At 63.1% G+C, this 20,237-nt stretch carries 21 protein-coding genes; 12 read left to right on the top strand and 9 right to left on the bottom strand.

The genetic code is table 11. From position 1 onward, the window contains the following. Positions 1-18 precede the first annotated feature (18 nt). Positions 19-678: a thiol:disulfide interchange protein TlpA gene (gene tlpA / locus LGH83_RS05645; protein WP_227400956.1), complete on the top strand. Its 660-nt coding sequence runs from the start codon at positions 19-21 to the stop codon at positions 676-678. Positions 679-680: 2 nt separating this feature from the next. Here the strand turns inward: tlpA and LGH83_RS05640 are convergent, their stop codons facing one another. Further along, positions 681-1,820 carry an AI-2E family transporter gene (locus tag LGH83_RS05640; protein ID WP_413771108.1) on the bottom strand — a complete coding sequence of 380 codons (1,140 nt, stop codon included), beginning with the start codon at positions 1,818-1,820 and terminating at the stop codon, positions 681-683. A gap of 141 nt (positions 1,821-1,961) precedes the next feature. Next, a complete protein-coding gene (locus LGH83_RS05635; protein ID WP_170314091.1) occupies positions 1,962-2,177 on the bottom strand; it encodes a hypothetical protein in 216 nt (71 codons plus the stop codon). A 182-nt stretch (positions 2,178-2,359) separates the two neighbouring features. Between LGH83_RS05635 and LGH83_RS05630 the strand changes: the two genes are divergently transcribed. The 4 genes from LGH83_RS05630 to LGH83_RS05615 all read left to right on the top strand — a co-directional run bounded on the left by LGH83_RS05630 (position 2,360) and on the right by LGH83_RS05615 (position 7,048). Next, positions 2,360-3,301: a nucleoside hydrolase gene (locus LGH83_RS05630; protein WP_227400955.1), complete on the top strand. Its 942-nt coding sequence runs from the start codon at positions 2,360-2,362 to the stop codon at positions 3,299-3,301. Then, positions 3,298-4,263 (top strand): pseudouridine-5'-phosphate glycosidase, encoded by a 966-nt coding sequence (locus LGH83_RS05625; RefSeq protein WP_227400954.1) that lies wholly within the window; start codon positions 3,298-3,300, stop codon positions 4,261-4,263. Before LGH83_RS05630 ends, LGH83_RS05625 begins: the two co-directional genes overlap by 4 nt. A gap of 4 nt (positions 4,264-4,267) precedes the next feature. Continuing rightward, positions 4,268-5,152, top strand: coding sequence for a carbohydrate kinase family protein (locus tag LGH83_RS05620; protein ID WP_227400953.1), 885 nt, complete (start codon positions 4,268-4,270; stop codon positions 5,150-5,152). 69 nt (positions 5,153-5,221) lie between these two features. After that, the gene (locus tag LGH83_RS05615; protein WP_227400952.1) at positions 5,222-7,048 is read left to right on the top strand and encodes a glycoside hydrolase family 15 protein; all 1,827 of its coding nucleotides are present in this window, start codon (positions 5,222-5,224) and stop codon (positions 7,046-7,048) included. 50 nt (positions 7,049-7,098) lie between these two features. On the opposite strand, the gene LGH83_RS05610 is transcribed toward LGH83_RS05615, so the two are convergent. From LGH83_RS05610 to hemC, 5 genes are all read right to left on the bottom strand, one after another. Continuing rightward, positions 7,099-7,893: an SDR family NAD(P)-dependent oxidoreductase gene (locus tag LGH83_RS05610; protein WP_227400951.1), complete on the bottom strand. Its 795-nt coding sequence runs from the start codon at positions 7,891-7,893 to the stop codon at positions 7,099-7,101. A 141-nt stretch (positions 7,894-8,034) separates the two neighbouring features. Then, complete coding sequence (locus LGH83_RS05605; protein WP_227400950.1) at positions 8,035-8,376, bottom strand: CsbD family protein; 342 nt, start codon at positions 8,374-8,376, stop codon at positions 8,035-8,037. Between the two features lie 185 nt (positions 8,377-8,561). After that, positions 8,562-8,876, bottom strand: a complete 315-nt coding sequence (locus tag LGH83_RS05600) for a hypothetical protein (RefSeq protein ID WP_227400949.1) — start codon at positions 8,874-8,876, stop codon at positions 8,562-8,564. Between the two features lie 144 nt (positions 8,877-9,020). Then, positions 9,021-9,629 (bottom strand): uroporphyrinogen-III synthase, encoded by a 609-nt coding sequence (locus LGH83_RS05595; protein WP_264479144.1) that lies wholly within the window; start codon positions 9,627-9,629, stop codon positions 9,021-9,023. Positions 9,630-9,735: 106 nt separating this feature from the next. Beyond that, a complete protein-coding gene (gene hemC, locus LGH83_RS05590) occupies positions 9,736-10,659 on the bottom strand; it encodes a hydroxymethylbilane synthase (RefSeq protein WP_227400947.1) in 924 nt (307 codons plus the stop codon). Positions 10,660-10,844: 185 nt separating this feature from the next. Between hemC and tsaD the strand changes: the two genes are divergently transcribed. The 3 genes from tsaD to LGH83_RS05575 are packed head-to-tail and all read left to right on the top strand — an operon-like array spanning position 10,845 to position 13,384. Beyond that, positions 10,845-11,903, top strand: coding sequence for a tRNA (adenosine(37)-N6)-threonylcarbamoyltransferase complex transferase subunit TsaD (tsaD, locus tag LGH83_RS05585; RefSeq protein WP_227400946.1), 1,059 nt, complete (start codon positions 10,845-10,847; stop codon positions 11,901-11,903). Beyond that, positions 11,903-12,904, top strand: a complete 1,002-nt coding sequence (locus tag LGH83_RS05580) for an NAD(P)H-dependent glycerol-3-phosphate dehydrogenase (protein ID WP_227400945.1) — start codon at positions 11,903-11,905, stop codon at positions 12,902-12,904. The genes tsaD and LGH83_RS05580 overlap by 1 nt, the downstream gene beginning before the upstream one ends. 57 nt (positions 12,905-12,961) lie before the next feature. Further along, positions 12,962-13,384: an EVE domain-containing protein gene (locus LGH83_RS05575; protein WP_227400944.1), complete on the top strand. Its 423-nt coding sequence runs from the start codon at positions 12,962-12,964 to the stop codon at positions 13,382-13,384. Between the two features lie 6 nt (positions 13,385-13,390). Here LGH83_RS05575 and LGH83_RS05570 read toward each other — a convergent pair whose 3' ends face one another. Then, on the bottom strand, positions 13,391-13,792 hold the full coding sequence (locus tag LGH83_RS05570; protein WP_227400943.1) for a (deoxy)nucleoside triphosphate pyrophosphohydrolase: 402 nt from the start codon (positions 13,790-13,792) through the stop codon (positions 13,391-13,393). Positions 13,793-13,952: 160 nt separating this feature from the next. On the opposite strand from LGH83_RS05570, the gene fabA reads away from it, so the two are divergent. The 4 genes from fabA (at position 13,953) to LGH83_RS05550 (ending at position 17,818) form a co-directional block, all read left to right on the top strand. After that, entirely contained in the window at positions 13,953-14,474 is a 522-nt protein-coding gene (fabA, locus tag LGH83_RS05565; RefSeq protein WP_131118173.1) for a bifunctional 3-hydroxydecanoyl-ACP dehydratase/trans-2-decenoyl-ACP isomerase, read from the top strand. A 35-nt stretch (positions 14,475-14,509) separates the two neighbouring features. After that, positions 14,510-15,733 (top strand): beta-ketoacyl-ACP synthase I, encoded by a 1,224-nt coding sequence (fabB, locus tag LGH83_RS05560; RefSeq protein ID WP_227401738.1) that lies wholly within the window; start codon positions 14,510-14,512, stop codon positions 15,731-15,733. An 11-nt stretch (positions 15,734-15,744) separates the two neighbouring features. After that, complete coding sequence (gene fabI / locus LGH83_RS05555; RefSeq protein WP_227400942.1) at positions 15,745-16,593, top strand: enoyl-ACP reductase FabI; 849 nt, start codon at positions 15,745-15,747, stop codon at positions 16,591-16,593. 139 nt (positions 16,594-16,732) lie between these two features. Continuing rightward, entirely contained in the window at positions 16,733-17,818 is a 1,086-nt protein-coding gene (locus LGH83_RS05550; RefSeq protein WP_227400941.1) for a Spy/CpxP family protein refolding chaperone, read from the top strand. Positions 17,819-17,890: 72 nt separating this feature from the next. Here the strand turns inward: LGH83_RS05550 and pnp are convergent, their stop codons facing one another. Next, on the bottom strand, positions 17,891-20,032 hold the full coding sequence (gene pnp, locus LGH83_RS05545; protein ID WP_227400940.1) for a polyribonucleotide nucleotidyltransferase: 2,142 nt from the start codon (positions 20,030-20,032) through the stop codon (positions 17,891-17,893). Positions 20,033-20,237: the final 205 nt, after the last annotated feature.

Here is a 20,237-nt window from a genome sequence, read left to right as displayed (position 1 = left end):
GCCTCGGACTCCTTTGACATGACCGACACGTCCAGCCCGGCCCACCCGTCCCGCCATCGGAGGCTTGCCGGCCTGCTCGCGGGCGGTGCTGTCGTCGTCTGTAGCGGTCTCGCGGTCCTATACGGGATGGGGAAACTCGGCAAGGAAGCGGTGCCCGAGTGCCGGACCACGAGCGCCATCGTGTCCCGCGTCGATCCGTTCGTCCATGGCGAGGTCGCGGCCCTCAACCTGTCGCGGACCGCACGGCCGGTTCCGGCGCTGGCCTTCAAGACGGCGGACGGCACCGCCATGACGCTCGCCAATTTCAAAGGTAAGACGGTGCTGCTGAACCTCTGGGCGACCTGGTGCGTGCCGTGCCGCAAGGAAATGCCGGCCCTCGATCGATTGCAGGCGAAGCTCGGCAGCGACGACTTCCAGGTCGTCGCGATCAACATCGATACGGCCAAACTCGATCGGCCGAAGCAGTTCTTGCAGGACACGGGCGTGACGCGCTTGCCGCTCTACACCGATGCGACCGCGACGGTGTTCCAAACCTTGCGGGCCGACGGGCAGGCACTCGGGCTGCCGACCACCATGCTGATCGACCCACATGGCTGCGGCATCGGCACCATGGCAGGGCCGGCCGAATGGGATTCGGCCGACGCCGAAAAACTGATCGCGGCCGCCAAGGGCTCCTGAGGTTATTGGCCCGCGATCGGGACCGGCGACAGCGTCTTGCGGGCCGGCTTGTCGTCGAGCAGCGGGGCAGGGCGGACGAACTCGCGCCACAGCAGGATCAGGGCCGACATGACGGCCGGCCCGACAAAGAGGCCGATCAACCCCCATGTCTCGACCCCACCGAGAATGCCGAGCAGCACCCACAGGAACGGCAGTTTCGTGGCGCCTCCGATCAGGCCGGGACGCACGAAATGGTCGGCGATCGAATTCATGACCAGCCCGAACGCCACGAGGGCGATGGCGGTCCACAGCGCGCCTTGGGCCACAAGGATCGCGCCGAGCACCAGAAGCAAAACCACGACCACAAAGGGGATCATGGCCGCGACAGCCGAGAAGGCGCCAAGCAGCGTCGGATGCGGCACGCCTGCCAGCGCATAAGCGATGCCGAGCAACACGCCTTCGCCAAGCCCGACCAGCACCAGACCATCGACCGTGCCGTGCACCGATGAGACCATCTGGCGCGCGATGCGCTCACCATGCGGGCCGAACAGCTTATGGCTCGCCAGCAGCATGTCGTTCGACAAGCTTTTGCCATCGCGGAGCAAGAAGAACAGCGTCACGATGGTGAAGAAAAACGTCACGATGCGATGGGTGAATGCCGTCCACAACTCGCGATTGTTGAGCATCCCCGCGCTATGGGTCGCGTGATGCACGAGGCCCGACACGTCGGAGGGATTGGCAAGGTTCGTCTTCCACCAGTCGCTGACCTCGGCTGCCCCGAACGGCAGCGACCCCACCCACGCCGGCTCGGGAATGCCCGATCGCATGGCCTCCGTACCGAAATGCATCAATGCTTGGGCTTCGCGCGCCGCCTGGATGCCGAGAACGATGAAGGGCAGCAGGAAGATCACGGCTACGAGAGTCGTGAACAGCAACGGCAAACCAATGTTGTGCTTGCCTGGCGGCCAGCGCAGCGTTGCCTTTGCATAGAGCGGCCCGATCGCGATCGCGATAATGGCGGCCCAGACCAGGGCCGCGATGAAGCCGTGCAGAGTCCATGCGCCGAGGGCGACCAATGCCAGAATGAGGACGAGCCGCGCGTTCCGCTGCATCCGGTTAGTCTGCTCGGGGGGCGGCACGCTCTGGTCGTTGATCATGGGCATCACGTGTCTCTCCTGGCCGATCGTCCTTAGCCCAAACCAGGGAAGCCGTGAACCGGTTGCCCCGCTCGCGCTTCCGGGCAGCAAGTCTCAAACGAAAAACGCCGGGCAGGGCCCGGCGTTTCGATCATATCGATCCGATGATTATTCAGCAGCAACCTGCGACTGAGCCGAAGCCGAGTTGAAATGGCCGCACCAATCGTTGGTCGACACGACCGGCCAAAGACCATGCTCTTCCGGGCCGGGCTGCGAAATCGGGGGATTGAAACGGCAAAGCCCATCGTTTTTCGGAGCCTGCGCGCCGCTGACGGCATGATCGTCGAAGAAAGCGCACTTATTGCACGAAGCATTGGTGATCATGGGGATTGTCCTTCACTCAAGGCCGGCATCGCTTGCCAGTTCCTACCTTACAATCTTTCTAAGCTAACAAAGATCCGAGCGCAACAGTTTTTAATTCCTCTAATGTAAATCTAGGGATGCTGTTTGACAGGATGGCGTGTCTCGATCAGTGAACCCGAGGCGGGTGTGGATCCGAGGGCAGTATGCGACGCAAGATCATCATCGATACGGATCCGGGTCAGGACGACGGCGTCGCGATCCTGCTGGCGCTCGGCTCGCCGGCTGAAATCGAGGTGCTGGGGCTCGTCGCGGTGGCCGGCAACGTCCCGTTGGCCCGAACCGAATCGAATGCGCGTAAGCTGCTCGAAGTCGCGGGCCGAACCGACATCCCCGTCTTTGCCGGCTGTCCGCGCCCGATGCTGCGCCCGCTGGTGACGGCGGAACACATTCACGGCGAGACGGGGTTGGATGGGCCCTCGTTCGACGATCCGACCATGCCGCTGCAGCAGCAGCATGGTGTCGACTTCATCATCGATACGTTGCGGGCTGCGGCCGACGCCGAGATCACGCTCTGCTGTCTCGGCCCGATGACCGACCTTGCTTTGGCGCTGGTGAAGGCGCCCGACATCACGCGGGGCATCCGCGAGATTGTCCTCATGGGCGGCGCGCATTTTGAGGGCGGCAACATAACGCCCTCGGCTGAATTCAATGTTTATGTCGACCCCGAGGCGGCCGATATCGTGCTGCGCTGCGGATGCTCGATCACCATGTTGCCGCTCGATGTCACTCATACAGTGCTGAGCACGGAAGAGCGGCTGGGCCGCCTTGCGGCTATCGGCAACCGTTGCGGCATCGCGGCCGCCGAAATGCTGCGGTTCTCGGAACGCTTCGACCTTGCACGCTATGGATGGTCGGCGGCGCCGCTGCATGATCCGAACGTTATCGCCTATCTGATCGACCCCAGCCTCTACACAGGACGAACCATCAACGTGACCGTCGAACTCGCAAGCGAACTCTCCCGGGGCATGACGATCGTGGACTATTGGTCCGTGACCGATCGGGCCGCCAACGTCCAATATATGCGGACCGCCAATGTCGACGGCTTCTACGATCTTCTGGTCGAGCGGTTGGCGGTGCTGCCATGAGCGTCGCTTTGGACAATTTCGCCGGGCTCGTCGAGGTCGGGGCGGAGGTCCGCGAGGCCCTGGCGGCCGGTCGCGCCGTGGTGGCGCTCGAATCCACCATCATCACGCATGGGATGCCGTATCCAGAGAACCTCGAAACCGCTCAGGCGGTCGAAGCGGTCGTGCGTCAGGGCGGGGCTGTTCCAGCCACGATCGCGATCATGGATGGCGTGTTCCGGGTCGGCATCGAGGCCGTCGATCTCGATCGGCTCGCCAACCGATCCTCGGGCGTCGTCAAGGCGTCGCGGCGGGACATTGCCTCGGTTCTGGCCCGTGGCGGCACGGCCGGAACGACGGTGGCCACCACCATGATCGGCGCGCATCTCGCCGGGATCAGGATCTTCGCAACGGGCGGTGTCGGGGGCGTTCACCGCGGCGCCGAACAAACCTTCGATATCTCAGCCGACTTGTCCGAACTCGCCAAGACCCCGGTCGCGGTGGTCTGCGCCGGAGCCAAGTCGATCCTCGACATTCCGAAGACGCTGGAAGTTCTAGAAACCCATGGCGTGCCGGTGATCGGCTACCAGACGAATGATTTTCCGGCGTTTTACGCGCGGGTCAGCGGGTACCCGGTCGATCATCGCGTCGAGAGCGCGACCGATATCGCGCGCATCATCGCAATCGGTGAGCGCCTCGGGATGCGGAACGGTCTCCTGGTCGCCAATCCAATCCCCGAGACGGATGCGCTCGACGCGACCCTCATCGAGGAACGGATCGCTCGAGCGATCCGTGACGCCGATGCGGCGGGCGTGTCGCGGAAAGATCTCACGCCTTTCCTGCTGCAGCGCATGTATGAATTGACCGAGGGGCGCAGCCTGACCGCCAATATCGCGCTTGTTCGCAACAATGCCGCGCTTGGAGCCGGTATCGCGGTGGCGCTGGCCGACCTCGAGGCGACAACATCGCACCGCGCGACGGCCTGATCCGATGACGCGGGTGCTGGTGATGGGCGATGTCATGCGCGACATCATCGTCCGTCCCGCCGGCCCTGTCCTGCGCGGCACCGATCAGAGGGCCATCATCCAGACGGTGTCGGGCGGTTCGGGCGCCAATCAGGCGGCATGGCTCGCCCGGTTTGGCGCGGAGGTTCGTTTTGTCGGCTGCGTGGCGGCGAACGATTTCGAGCCCGAAGTCAAACGGATGCGTCTGCATGGCATAGAGCCCGCGCTCGTGCCGCATCCCGCGTGGCCGACCGGGACGCTCGTGGCGCTTGTCGATGCTGACGGCGAGCGCTCGTTCCTCACCGACCGTGGGGCCAATGACGGTTTGTCGCTGCACCACTTGCCGGATGATGTGTTGGACGGCATCGGTCACTTTCATCTCTCGGGCTACAGCTTCGTCGGCGAGGCCACGCGCGAGACAGCTTTGTGGTTGCTCAACCGGGTGCGAGAGGCCGCCATTCCGTTCTCGTTCGATCCGGGGTCGGTCAGCCTGATCCGGGAAATCGGGGCCGCCCAGGTCCTGGCCTGGACCGAGGGTGCCGCCATCTGTGTCGCCAATGCCGATGAGGCTGGCGCGTTAACCGGGTTCGACGATCCAAACAGCCAACTTGACGGACTAATCGGCCATGTCGATCTCGCGCTCATCAAACGCGGGGCGCGCGGGTGTCAGGCCAAGTCGCGCGATGGCTCGCGCTGGACGGTCGATGCTCCAACGGTGGACGTGCTGGATACGACCGGCGCCGGCGATGTGTTCTTTGCCGCGTTTCTTGCGGCGCGCCTCGCGTCCCAGTCCATCACGCTCGCGCTCGATCGAGCCGTCGCGGCCGGCGCACAGGCCGTGACGATTATCGGGGGGTGGCCTACGGTGTAAACGCCGGAGCTTGTCGACGAACAACGGACATACGGCCGCGTTAGGATCGTTGATCGAAAGGACATATTCATGCCGAGCTTGATTGAAGATTACGCGTTGATTGGAAATTGCGCGAGCGCCGCGCTTGTCGGTCGAGATGGGTCGATCGATTGGATGTCGCTGCCACGCTTCGATTCCGACGCGTTCTTCGCCTCGTTGCTCGGCAATCAAGAGAACGGACGGTGGCTGATTGGTCCGACGGATCAGACGGCCAAGGCTACCCGTCAGTACCGACAAGGGACTCTGGTGCTCGAAACCCGTTTCGAGACCGCGACCGGCGTCGTGGTCCTGACAGATTGCATGGGGCGGCGTCGCGACCATGCAGATGTCGTGCGCCTCGTTCGCTGTGAATCGGGTTCGGTCGAGATGCGGATCGACCTCGTTATTCGGTTCGGTTACGGCCTTGTCGTGCCGTGGGCGCGTCGTCTCGGCGATGACCGCCTCACCATGGTGGCGGGGCCGGACCGGTTGACTTTTACGTCCCCGATCCCGTTCACGGGAAAGGATATGCACACCGTTGCGGCGTTCACGGTGAGGGCCGGCGAGGAACTTCCGTTCTCGCTCGAATGGGCGCCATCCTATTTGCCAATTCCAGCCAGCGTCGATGTCAAGTCGGTGATCGAGGAGGCCTCCACGGCCTGGGCGGAGTGGTCGGGCAAGCATTCCTTCGCGGTCGATGCCGAATGGGCCGATCTCGTCCTGCGGTCTGCCATCACGCTCAAGGCCCTTACACACTTCGAGACGGGTGGCATCGTGGCGGCTCCGACGACCTCCTTGCCCGAACAATTGGGCGGAGGCCGCAATTGGGATTATCGCTACTGCTGGCTGCGGGACGCGACGCTGACGCTTTACGCCTTAATGTCCAGCGGCTTCGTCGACGAAGCGGTCGCGTGGCGTGACTGGCTCGTCCGCGCTATCGCGGGGACGCCGGATCAGATGCAGATCATGTATGGCATCGCTGGCGAGCGTCGCCTCAGCGAATTCGAATTGCCGTGGCTCGAGGGGTATGAGGGGTCAAAGCCGGTTCGGGTCGGCAATGCGGCGTCGGATCAATTGCAACTCGACGTGTTCGGCGAGGTGCTCGACGCCATGTATCAGGCGCGCCGCATGGGCATGGGCTATGACGAGTTTGGTTGGTCGATCGAGCGGGCGCTGGTCGATCATCTCGATACGATCTGGCAGCAGCCGGATGACGGGATCTGGGAAATTCGCGGCGAACGGCAGCAGTTCACCCACTCCAAGGTTATGGCATGGGTTGCGTTCGATCGCGCTATTCGCTCGGTGGAGGAGTTTGAACTCGACCATGCGGATGTGGATCGCTGGCGTCGGACGCGCGATGCCATTCGTGAACAGGTCCTCGACAAAGGCTACAATGCCGAACTCGGGCATTTCACGCAGTCTTATGGAAGCAAGCATCTTGATGCCAGCCTGTTGCTGCTGACCCTGGTCGGGTTTCTTCCCGCGTCGGACGAGCGCATGATCCGAACCGTGGAGGCCATCGAAAAGACCCTGCTTCGAGACGGGTTCGTCTTGCGATACGATACCGACAGCAACGTCGATGGTTTGACCGGCCACGAGGGCGCATTTTTGCCCTGCAGTTTCTGGCTCGTCGATAATTATACGCTGATGGGCCGCTCCGACGAGGCGCATGCCTTGTTCAAACGCCTGGTCGGCCTCTGTAACGACGTCGGTTTGCTGTCGGAAGAATATGATGTCGAGGCGAAGCGGCAGGTCGGTAATTTTCCGCAGGCCTTTACCCATGTGGGTCTGATCAACTCGGCCCATAACCTGTGGCGCGATGTCGGCCCGGCGCAGCATCGTGCCGAGTCGATGGAGATGACGGCTGCGGCCGAGTAGGCCAGTCGGGCATGAGTGCCGTCTCTCGACGGCCCTCATGCGATCCACCTTCAGGCTATGGTGTCGACCGTTCCGCCGTCGACCCGGAGCGCCGCACCCGTCGTGGCCGAGGCCTGCAACGAGCACACATAGACGACGAGGCTCGCGACCTCTTCGGGCGTGGCGAGGCGCTGAATGATCGAACTCGGCCGCTTTTCCTTGACGAAGTTGAGGCCGACCTCATCGACAGTCTTGCCTTCTTGCAAGGCTTGGGCTTCGAGCATGGCTTCCACGCCTTCGGTCAAAGTCGGGCCGGGCAGGACCGCGTTGACCGTGACACCGGTGCCCTTCGCAAGTTTGGCGAGGCCGCGGGAGACAGACAACATCGCGGTTTTGGTCACGCCATAATTCAACATGTCGGGCGGAATGTTCAGGCCCGACTCGGAGGAGATGAACACGACACGTCCCCAATCGCGCTCCATCATCGCCTTAAGGTAGGCGCGGCTTAGGCGAACGCCTGACATGACATTCACGTCGTAGAACCGCAGCCAATCGTCGTCCGAGGTAGCGAAGAAATCCTTGGCCTCGAAAATCCCGACATTGTTGATCAGGATATCGACGTCGGGCAGCGCCGCGACCGTCGCCTGACAGCCCTCGGCGGTGCCAAGATCGGCCGCAATGCCGCGCAGATTCGCTTCCGGCAGCGTGCGTTTGATCTTTTCGATTGCGGCATCGACCTTCTCGGGTGTCCGACCGTTCAGGACGACCGTTGCGCCCGAGGCTGCGAGCCCCCCGGCGATCGCAAAACCGATACCCTCGGTCGACCCCGTCACGAGCGCGACTTTTCCGGTGAGATCGATATTCATGATGTCCTCCAGCTAGAACGAAAAACGGCGCCGGAGGTGCATGAGTGCAGCCGGCGCCGTCGGTCGAAATTTCAGATTGCTGACGCGTGTCAGTTCAACGGGTGGAGCGGGGGACGCCTTGACGACAATCCGCCCTCTCGGTCACTGGCGGCCGTGGATCAACCAAGCCAACAGATAACCAGCAGCACCAGCCAACATGATCTCTGTGACCGGGACATTGCCGAATTGTTCACGAACCGCCTGGCTTCCCTGACGGTAATAACGCTGGCCGTTATCGATGGCGTCGTCGAGATATTTCGGGGCGTCGTTCGCGACCTGACGGGCCGTATCCTTCACGCTGCCGAACGCATTTTGCGCCTGACCCGCGACCTGGTCCATCAGACCATCGGTCTTGGTCTTGTTGTCGCCGAGCAAATCGCCCGCAGCCGACTCGACTTTGCCGCCGATGTTGCGCGCTGCGCCTTCCATACGATCGTTGTCCATAACTACACCTCCGTGAAACGAATGGTCGCGACGATCGAAAAGCGGCGCCGTCAACCGTTCGGGCTGAAGCTGACGCCGTTAAAGACCGAGGGACGACCCTCTGACGCGCTGAACATTCAGAACGTCTCCGTGGAGGAACGCTGCGGGAAATGACAGGTTCCCGCAGTTTGGTCGAAAAGCTTCGACTAAGCTGTTCTCACATTCAGGGCGGATGGTTGAGCCACCATGCGACGCACCGGCCGGCGCTCGACAATGACAGCGCGGGTCTGGCCACCGGCTCCGGTCGCTGCGATCCGCGACGAGTTCAAGCGCAACGGCGCCTTCTTGGTGAGAGCCGCCTTGACGGCCTCACGCGGGAGGTCGATGAGCGACGACGCGATCTCGATCTGGCCTTCCAGGTCGTCGGTCATGCCTTGCGCCGCGAAGATTGCATCCTCGAGCGTCGCAGGTTCGTGACGGACTTTCCGCTTGCCGTATTTGGTGTTCCAGATCTCGCTCATCGGTCGTGCTCCCTGACGCTCTCCCGTCGTTATCATCTCAATAATGTTGCGGTGCAGCAAGTTCCAAATGCACAAATCAGATTGTGGCAGCCATGATGTTTTCGCATGAGGGCTTCCGCCGGAGTGTTGCGGAGTCCAGGTCGATCAGGCAGCCGGAATCAGTCTCAACAGCGCGTCTTCGCTGGGCGAGGCTGCGGTCGTGACAGTGTCGACCCCCGTTTCGCTCAAGACGTCCGCAACATCCAGCGATATGCAAAAATGAGGGAGCTGCCGAAATGCGTCACCCACACCGGCCCGGGTCGCATAATCCAGCGCCAGGGCTGCGCTGCGACGCGAGAAATGCATCACTCCGTTGATGCTGCCCGAACCGAGATCGGCCACCACGTGCGCGTCCCAGCCCTCGGTTTCCCGGGCATCATACACCTCGACGACGCCAACGGTGTAGCGCTCCGGCTTCAAGGTCGCTTCCAGCGTCGGCTTTCGGACATGCCCTGCGAGGTAGACGAGGCGGCGCGGGGCGGGCAGGGTGAGTTGGAGAAGCGAAATCAGCGACGCGGCGTCGCCGCCGCCGATCCTGACATCGTGGAATCCGGCCCGGGTGGCCGCGGTCCCCGTCGCCTGTCCGACCGTATAGACGGGATGACCGGCCCAGCGTGCGACCACATCGGATCGGAGCACCTGGGCCGCATGGGCGCTCGTGAGCACCAGCGCATCCACGGTGCCGACCGAGGTTTCGTCGAACGCGAGAGGCACGATCTCGATGACCGGAGCGATCCTGCTCGTATGTCCGTTTGCTGCGAGAAGGCGGGTCGTCGCCTCGCTGTCCCGGTGTGGTCGGCATAGCAACACGCGCATCGGCTCAACCCGCCGGTTTGAACGGGGCCAGAATATGTGGCGGACATCGCCCCAGCAGAGATCGCGCTGCGTCCTCCCCCAACTCGGCGGCATAGTCGGGACCGGCCGACGCGATCGACTCGATCGCTTCCGAGCCGTCGCTTGACAGGACGATCCCGCGAAACGACAGGGTCTCGTCGGTCAGAGATGCGTAACCCGCAATCGGTGTCCGGCACGATCCGTCGAGCACCGTGAGGAATGCGCGCTCGCAGGCGAGCGCGACCGTCGTGGCATGATCGATCACACCGGAAACTTGGCTTCTGACGAGGTCGTCGTGGGTGCGGATCGTCACCGCGATGGCGCCCTGGCCGACCGCGGGGAGAAAATCGTCGGTGTCGAGGATCGCTGTTGCATGCTCGGCCAATCCAAGACGGTTCAAGCCTGCGAGCGCCAGCAGGGTCGCGTCGAATTCGCCGCTTTCGACCTTCCGCAAGCGCGAGCCGACATTGCCGCGCAGCAGTTTCACCTCAACGTCGGGCCGCAGCCGCATCACTTGCGCTTGGCGTCGCAGGGAGGCCGTCCCCACCGTGGCGCCGCGCGGCAGGCCCGCAATGGTTTTAGCCCGAGGCGCGATCAACACGTCGCGGACATCCTCCCGAGGCAGATAGCCGGCGATCGCGATGGCGGCCGGCAGGGTCGTCGGCAAGTCCTTGGCCGAGTGGACAGCGAGGTCGATCGAGCCGTCGATGAGCGCTCGATCGAGTTCCTTGGTGAACAGGCCTTTGCCGCCCGCCTCGGACAAGGCGCGATCCTGAATAAGGTCGCCGGTCGTGCGGATCACGACAATCTCGATCGCGTCGTCGGCCCAACCGTTGGCGCTCGCCAATCGCCTGCGCGCTTCGTGCGCTTGAGCCAAGGCCAGGGGGCTTCCTCGTGTGCCGAGCTTCAACGATCAAGTCTTCCTGGCAATGAAGCGCAGCGTCGGCTTCGACCGATATCGAACCCGCTGATGCGTTCGAGAATGCAGCGATGACGTGTGGATCGACATCGCTCCACCCGGTCCGTCATGGCCCCCGATGTTGTTCCGGAACGGTGCCGACTATAAGCTGTGCAGGCTTGATGCGAAAGGGAAGCATGCGCGTCCTCGGAATAGAAACGACTTGCGACGAAACCGCTGCGGCGATCGTCGAGCTGAACGCAGATGGGGGCGGGACCATCCTGTCGAACGAGGTGCTCAGCCAAATCGCGCAGCATGCGGCTTTCGGGGGCGTGGTACCCGAGATTGCGGCGCGCGCCCATGTCGAGGCGATCGATGGGTTGATCGACGTCGCGTTGGCCAAGGCCGGGCTCGAACTGGCCGATCTCGATGGGATTGCGGCGGCGGCCGGGCCCGGTCTCATCGGCGGGGTTCTGGTTGGGTTGACGACCGCCAAGGCCCTGGCGCTGGTGACGCGGAAGCCGCTGATGGCCGTCAATCATCTCGAGGCCCATGCGTTGACGGCGCGCCTGACCGACAACGTGCCCTTTCCCTATCTGCTTCTGCTGATGTCGGGCGGTCATACGCAGTTGCTGGCCGTGCGGGGTGTCGGCGACTATGTTCGCCTCGGCACCACGGTCGACGATGCTATCGGCGAAGCGTTTGACAAGACCGCCAAGATGCTCGGCCTCGGTTATCCGGGCGGCCCGAGCGTCGAGCGCGAAGCCTGGCGTGGCGATGCCACCCGCTTCGCCTTGCCGCGCCCGATGACGGGGCGCCCCAATCCGGATTTCTCACTCTCCGGTCTGAAAACCGCCGTGCGGCTCGAAGCTGAGCGAATCAAACCGTTGACGCCGACCGATGTCGCCGATCTCTGCGCCTCGTTCCAAGCCGCGGTGGTGGATGTCATCATCGACCGGACCCGTGCAGGCTTGCGGGCCTTTCGACAGGTCGCCGACCGCCCGACCGCCCTGGTGGCCGCGGGCGGTGTCGCCTCCAATGGTCCGATCCGGCGCGCGCTGACGCGATTCGCCGGCGAAACGGGCGTTAAGCTGGTGATCCCGGCTCCCGAGCTTTGCACCGATAATGGTGCCATGGTGGCCTGGGCCGGAATCGAACGGTTGGGCCTCGGGCTGACCGACGATCTTCTCGTCGCAGCACGGCCCCGGTGGCCGCTCGATACTCAGGCCGAGCCCAGCCTCAACGGGAAGGCGTGATGGCACCCGGTCGCGTCGCCGTTCTCGGGGCCGGCGCGTGGGGTACGGCTCTGGCGATCGTCGCGGCCCAAGGCGACCGACCCGTTTGGCTTTGGGGTCGCGATGGCGACCAGATGATCGACCTCGCGGCGCGTCGCGAAAACCGCCGCCATCTGCCTGGCCGGCTGCTGCCGTCGAGCTTGGTCGCAACGGACGATCTCGCGGTTGCGGTCCGATCCGCCGATCTCGTGCTTGCGGCGGTGCCGGCCCAATCTTTGCGGGGCCTGCTTGAGGTTCTCCGACACCTGTTGGAACGCGGCGTCCCCGTCGTGGTCTGTGCCAAGGGCATCGAGCGCGCGAGCGGCCGCTTCATGAGCGAGGTCGTCCGCGACTGCTTGCCCGCTAACCCTCCTGCGATCCTCTCAGGGCCGAGCTTTGCGGCCGACGTGGCCTTGGGCTTGCCGACCGCCGTCACGATCGCGGCCGAGAGCTTGGCCGAAGCGGGCCGCCTTGGCCAACAGATCGGTTCGCCCTCGTTTCGTCTCTACCACACGGACGATATCCGGGGCGTCGAGATTGGCGGAGCAGTCAAAAACGTGCTTGCGATCGCCTGTGGCATCGCTGAAGCGCGGGGCCTCGGCGCGAGCGCGGGGGCCGCGCTGATCGCGCGCGCCTTTGCGGAAATGTCGCGGTTCGGTCAGCGGGCCGGGGGGCGGGCCGAGACCTTGGCGGGCCTGTCTGGCCTTGGTGATCTGGTTCTCACCTGTGGCTCGATGCAGTCACGAAACTTCGCCTTCGGCCATGCGATCGCGTTTGGCCCGCTTCCGGATTTCGGGAGGGGCTCGGTCATCGAGGGCGTTTGGACCGCACAGGCCCTGGCCGAACTCGCGCGGGAGCGTCGCATCGACATGCCGATCTCCTCGAGCGTCGCGGCCATTCTGGCCGGAACATTACGGGTCGACGACGCGATCGATGGGTTGCTCAGCCGCCCGTTTCGGGCTGAACACCGTCTCGGCGCATGATTGTCGCGTGGCGCTTTCAATCCAATGACGCGCGAGCGATGCGAACAGGAGAGTAGCGTGGCCCATTGGCTGGTGAAGAGCGAACCCGCGAAATGGTCTTTCGACGATCAGATCGCGGCTGGCGACAAGGGGACGTTCTGGAACGGGGTTCGCAACCACGTTGCCAAGCAGAATCTGATGGCCATGCAGGTGGGCGAGCGGGTGTTCTTCTATCACTCGAACGAGGGGAAGGAGATCGTCGGCATCGTCGAGGTCATCAAACCCTACTATCCCGATCATACGGACGCGACCAACAAGTTCGGCATGGTCGATCTGAAGGCGGTTGAAGCGTTTTCGACTTCCGTGACGCTTGAAGCCGTGAAGACCGACCCGGCTCTGGCCGACATGATGCTTGTCAAGAATTCCCGTTTGTCCGTGCAGCCGGTCACGGAGGCGGAATGGCGGCATGTGTGCCGCCTCGGCGGCGTCCGCAACGCATGAGCCGCCTTAGCCGATGAGATCGATCAAGGGCGGAATCAGCGGTTCGTCGGCGGGTGGCATCGGGTAGGCGCGGAGGTCGCGCGGCCGCACCCACTTGAGGAGCTGCCCCTCACGCGCGGCCGCAAACCCGTCCCATCGACGGCAGACGTAAAGCGGCATCAGCAGGTGGAAGTCCGGATAGGCGTAGCTCGCGAAGGTTAGCGGCGCGAGGCAGGGCTCCACCACCGTGAGGCCGAGTTCTTCGGCCAACTCTCGAATCAGCGCAGCCTCGGGGCGTTCGCCCGGCTCGACCTTGCCGCCTGGAAACTCCCATAGACCCGCGAGCGCTTTGCCAGCGGGGCGTTGGGCGATCAACACCCGATCGTCCGGATCCACCAGGGCAGCCGCAACGACGAGAACGAGTTTCATGATGGCCCCGGATGGTTGGTGAATGGCAGGACCGGCCTGTTGCCAGCACCGCTATGAAACCTTCCGGCCCGAACTGCGCTATGCTAGCGTCGCGCGCGACGGGAGAGGCCAGGGTCATGCCAGCTTCGGGTTCGTGGGTACAATAAAGGCGGTCGATGACATGAGCGAGAAGCGTTCGAGCTTCGATTATAAAGACTTGATCGCTTGTGCGGAAGGCAAGCTGTTCGGTGCGGGAAATGCCCAGCTTCCTCTTCCTCCGATGTTGATGTTCGATCGCATCGAGGAAATTTCGGAAGAGGGCGGGCAGCACGGCAAGGGGCTGATTCGCGCGGCCTTCGACATCCGGCCGGATCTTTGGTTCTTCCAGTGCCACTTCAAGAACGATCCCGTCATGCCGGGCTGTCTCGGTCTCGACGCGCTCTGGCAACTCTGCGGGTTCTATCTCGGCTGGCTCGACCTGCCGGGCCGTGGCCGCGCGCTCGGTGTTGGCGAAGTCAAGTTCAGCAATCAGGTCCTGCCCACCGTAAAGCGTGTCATCTACGGGATCGACATCAAGCGGGTCTTTAAGGGCAAGCTCGTGCTTGGGATCGCCGACGGGTGGCTTGAAGCGGATGGCCAGCGCATCTATGAGGCGAAAGACCTCCGGGTTGGGCTGTTTCGGGCTGAGCCAAGCGCGGCCTGACGGTCTGCGACGCCGGTTAAGATGGAAAGTTGAGTATGCGTCGAGTCGTGATCACGGGAATGGGGATCGTTTCATCGATCGGAAACAACGTTTCCGAGGTGCTCGCATCGCTACTGGCCGCGAAATCCGGGATCGTTCGGGCTGAAACCTATGCCGAACTTGGTTTTCGGTGTCAGGTGCACGGCGCCCCGACGCTGGATCCGGCAACCGTCGTCGATCGACGCGCCATGCGATTTCATGCGCTCGGTAGCGCCTGGGCTCATGTGTCGATGGATCAGGCCATCGCCGATGCCGGTTTAACGCCGGAGGATGTGTCGAATGAGCGGACGGGGCTCATCACTGGCTCTGGCGGGCCGTCGACCAAGACGATCGTCGAGGCCGCTGACATCACGAAGACGAAAGGGCCCCGCAAGGTTGGGCCATTCGCGGTGCCGAAGGCGATGTCGTCCACATCGTCGGCGACGTTGTCGACCTGGTTCAAGATCAAGGGCGTCAACTATTCGATCGCGTCGGCCTGTGCGACCTCCAACCATTGCATCGGCAATGCCTATGAAATGATCCGCTACGGCAAGCAGGATCTGATGTTTGCCGGCGGCTGCGAAGAACTCGACTGGAGTCTGTCGGTGCTGTTTGACGGGATGGGCGCCATGTCGTCTGCCTTCAACGATAGGCCAGCCGTTGCATCCCGTGCCTATGACCGCGATCGTGATGGTTTCGTCATCGCGGGTGGTGCCGGTATCGTGGTGCTCGAGGATCGCGAGCGGGCCATTGCGCGCGGCGCCAAGATCTACGCCGAAATCATCGGCTATGGCCTTTCGTCCGATGGCTACGACATGGTGGCACCCTCGGGCGAGGGCGCAATTCGCTGCATGCGGATGGCGCTGGCCGATGTGAAGGCGCCGATCGATTACATCAACCCTCATGCGACATCGACCCCGAAGGGCGACGAAAAGGAAATCGAAGCCATTCGCGCGGTCTTCGGATCAGGCGAAGCCTGTCCGCCGATCGCCGCCACTAAGTCGCTGACCGGGCACTCGCTCGGTGCGACGGGCGTTCAGGAGGCCATTTATTCAATGCTGATGATGAAGCATGACTTCATCTGCCAAAGCGCCAATATCGAGGAACTCGATCCAGCCTTCGCCGACATGAACATTGTTCGGCAGCGTCGCGATGGGGTCAAACTCGGAACCGTTTTGTCGAATGCTTTTGGGTTTGGCGGCACGAACGCGACCTTGGTTTTCCAGCACCCAGATCTTTGAGGAGAGCCGTCATGGTCACATCGCTGCAGCGGCACCCGTCAGGGTTGATGCAGGGCAAGCGCGGTCTCGTTATGGGAGTCGCGAATGATCATTCGATTGCCTGGGGCGTCGCCAAGGCGCTCGCGGCGCAGGGCGCTGAACTCGCCTTCACGTATCAGGGCGAGGCGCTTGGCCGTCGCGTCAAGCCGCTCGCCGCGACGATCGGTGCCGATCTCGTCGTTCCGTGCGACGTCGAGGATATCGGCTCAGTCGATGCTGCCCTGAAGCAGGTTGGCGATGCCTTTGGGTCAATCGACTTCCTGGTTCATGCAATCGCCTATTCGGACCGCTCGGAGCTCAAGGGCCGCTATGCGGACACGACGCGCGAGAATTTTGTGCGAACCATGGTGATTTCGGCTTTCTCGTTCACCGAGATCGCCAAACGCGCCGCGACGCTCATGACCGATGGTGGCTCGATGGTGACCTTGACGTTCGGTGGCGCGACCCGCGTGGCTCCCAACTATAATGTCATGGGTGTCGCCAAGGCGGCGCTCGAAGCCAGCGTCCGTTATCTGGCGGCGGATTTCGGCCAACAGGGCATTCGGGTGAACGCGATTTCGGCCGGACCCATTCGAACGCTGGCCGGCGCCGGCATCGCCGATGCGCGTTTCATGTACAACTACCAGAAAAGTCATGCGCCGCTGCGCCGCGCCGTGACGATCGAGGATGTGGGCGGTTCCGCGTTGTATCTCTTGTCGGACCTTGCAAACGGGGTCACCGGCGAGGTTCATTTCGTCGACGCAGGTTTTAACATCGTGTCGATCCCGCGTCCGGAGAACATGCGCGAGGTCGAGGCCATGCGTGAGGACGCGACCCCTTAAGTCAATCGTCAGATTGAACGTGTTGGCGCCGGCCCAGGCACAATGCTCGCGGTTCAAGCGATATGACGATCTTTTAATGTAACCATGATGCTGCCTTTCCGGTTCGGCTTAAGCACGCCATGACCTGAAAGGTTGTTCTATGAGATCAACACGCACTGCCTCGATCTTCCTCGCCGGCATCCTTGGTAGCACCGCTGTCGCAACGGCCTGGGCCCAAACGCCGCCCGCCGCGCCGGTGGTTCCTCCCGCAGCTTCGCCCGCGACACCTGCGGCAGCCCCTCTCCCGAAGCCGATGCCCGCTCCGGATGCTGAGACCGATGCCATGGATCCGGCTTCGATGTCGGCGGCGTCCGCAAAGGCCGAGCAAGCCGATCGCGCTCGCGCGGCCGAAGCTGATCGCGCTGCCTTTTTCGATGCTCGCGTCGCCGCTCTCCACGCCGGACTGACCTTGACGCCGGATCAGGAGAAATTGTGGCCTGCTCTTGAGCAAGCCATCCGTGGTGTCGCCGCGATGCGCGAAACCTTGCGGGATCATAGGACCGATCAGCGTCAGGACGAGACCGATCGCCAGGGGTTGGACGCCGCTGGCGCGATCGAAGGCCTGAAGATCACCAGTGACGATCTGCTGATTCGTGGCAAGGCGCTCGGGGCTCTCGCCGATGCCGCCTCACCGCTCTACGCCACGCTGTCGGCCGATCAGAAGCGCCGTTTGCCGATGTTGTTGCACGACATCGCCATGGAACGGAGCCCAGTGGGCATGATGGTCAGAGGCATGATCGGTGAAGATGCCGGTCAGAATGGTGAACCCATGCGCGGCGACCGCATGATGCATGGCGACATGGACCACAGGCGCGGTGGGCCGGATGCGGAGCGTGAGGGTGGCCCGCGCGACTCTCGCGCCGCCGACGAACATTGGCGTGCTGACGACCACATGGGTGATGAACGCGATAATCGCGGCATGGATCGCAAATGGGACGATCGTGGCCCCGCGCGTGACGAAAAGCGCGCCGGTGGCTGGGATCGTGAAGACCGCGACGGCCCTCGTGACATGCGCCGCCACCATGCCGATCGCGAGCAGGACGACGCAGATCGAGGCGAGGGCCGTGACGATCGTCGCATGGATCGGGCTGACGAACGCCATTCTTACTCGGGCGAAGAAGATGGTCGGTCGAGCTATGACAAGCCCATGCCGCGTGACCAGTTCGATAACAACCGCAACGACTGATCTGACATCGTGATCTGACGAAAAAGGGCAGACCGTGAGGTCTGCCCTTTTTCTTGACGGAGGAGGAATAGCTTAGTCGGCGGCGCCCTGTTCGGCCTTTTCCTTGCCTTCGAGATCTTCGCCCGTGACCTGATCGACGATCCGCATGGACAGACGAACCTTGCCGCGATCATCGAAGCCGAGCAGCTTGACCTTGACCTTGTCGCCTTCCTTGACGACATCGGAGGCCTTGGCGACGCGACCCTTGGCGAGCTGCGAAATGTGGACGAGACCGTCCTTCGAGCCAAAGAAGTTCACGAACGCGCCGAAGTCCACCACCTTGACGACGGTGCCTTCGTAGATGAGGCCGATCTCCGGATCGTTGGCGATCGACTTGATCCAGGCAATGGCGGCCTTGATCGAGTTGGCATCGGAGGAAGCCACCTTCACGGTGCCATCGTCCTCGATGTTGATCTTCGCGCCGGTCTTTTCCACGATCTCGCGGATCACCTTGCCGCCCGTTCCGATGACTTCCCGGATCTTGTCGGTCGGGATCTTGAGGGTTTCGATGCGGGGTGCGAATTCCCCGAGTTCGGCGCGCGCGCCGGTCAGAGCCTTCGACATTTCATCGAGAATGTGGAGCCGGCCGTCCTTGGCCTGATCCAACGCCACCCGCATGATCTCTTCGTTGATGCCGGTGATCTTGATGTCCATCTGCAGCGAGGTGATGCCCTCGGAGGTTCCGGCCACCTTGAAGTCCATGTCGCCGAGGTGATCCTCGTCGCCGAGAATGTCGGACAGGACCGCGAAGCGCTCACCCTCGAGGATGAGGCCCATCGCGATACCGGCGGTCGGGCGCTTTAGCGGAACACCCGCGTCCATCAAGGCCAGCGAGGATCCGCAGACCGTCGCCATCGACGACGAACCATTGGACTCCGTGATCTCCGACACGATGCGGATCGTGTAGGGGAATTCGGCAGCGGTCGGCAGCATCGGACGGATCGCGCGCCACGCGAGCTTGCCGTGGCCGATTTCGCGACGACCGGGCGAACCCATCCGGCCCGTCTCGCCGACCGAGTAGGGAGGGAAGTTGTAGTGGAGCAGGAAGCGCTCCTTATAGGTGCCTTCCAGGCTGTCGATGAACTGCTCGTCTTCACCCGTTCCGAGCGTCGCGACCACGAGGGCCTGCGTCTCGCCACGCGTGAACAGCGCCGAGCCGTGGGCACGCGGCAGGATGCCGGCCTGCGAGACGATCGGACGAACCGTTTTCAGATCGCGACCGTCGATACGAACGCCTTTATCGAGGATGTTCCAACGCACCACCTTGGCCTGAACGTCGTGGAACGCGACCGCGACGGCTTCCTTGGTGAATTCGGCTTCGCCAGTCGCGGGCACCAATTCGGCCATGACCTTGGCCTTGGCGGCATCGATGGCCTTGTAGCGTTCGGCCTTGGCCGTGATGCCATAGGCGGCGCGGAGATCGTTCTCGGCGATCGTCAGCACGGCCTTCTCGACATCGGACTTGTCGACCGACACAAGATCGCGCGGCTCCTTAGCGGCTTTCTCGGCCAGGCGGATGATCATGTCGAGCACCGGCTGGAAGCCCTTATGGCCCACCATAACGGCGCGAAGCATCAGCTCCTCGGAGAGTTCCTTGGCTTCCGACTCGACCATGAGCACGGCGTCATGCGTGCCGGCGACCACGAGGTCGAGGCTCGAGGTCTTCATCTCGTCGATGGTCGGGTTGAGCTTCAGCTCGTTGTTGATGTAGCCGACGCGTGCGCCACCGATCGGGCCCATGAAGGGGATGCCCGACAGCGTCAGGGCAGCCGACGTCGCCACCATGGCGAGGATGTCGGGATCGTTCTCGAGATCATGCGCCAGCACCGTCACGACCACCTGGGTGTCGTTGCGATATCCGTCCGGAAACAGGGGGCGGATCGGGCGATCGATCAGGCGGGAGACCAAGGTCTCCTTCTCGGAGGGGCGTCCCTCGCGCTTGAAGTAACCGCCGGGAATGCGGCCGGCCGCAAAGGCCTTTTCCTGATAATTCACCGTCAGGGGGAAGAAGTCCTGGCCGGGCTTCGGCGACTTGGCCGAAACGACGGTCGCTAGCAGGGTGGTTTCGCCATAAGTGGCGAGAACGGCACCGTCGGCCTGGCGGGCAATCTTGCCGGTTTCGAGGACGAGCTTGCGCCCGGCCCATTCAATCTCTTCGCGGGAAATGTCGAACATTGTCTTCCGTCTTTCGTGGCGGACACGGGGTGGAACCGGCCACGGGCAGAACGGCGAGGCGCTGATGCCGAATGCGATCGGCCGCCAGCGCCCGGCGATCCTGCCATGGCCAACATGTGTCCTGGTCGAAAAGATGAGCGACCCATGCCGCTCGTCTTCTATTTTGAGACGCCCATCGGGCGGTTGCCTGTCAGCAGGATCACGG

This window comes from Lichenihabitans sp. PAMC28606 (assembly GCF_020616535.1).
In the GTDB taxonomy this organism is placed as follows: domain Bacteria; phylum Pseudomonadota; class Alphaproteobacteria; order Rhizobiales; family Beijerinckiaceae; genus Lichenihabitans; species Lichenihabitans psoromatis.
This window is presented reverse-complemented; position numbering and strand designations above follow the sequence as displayed.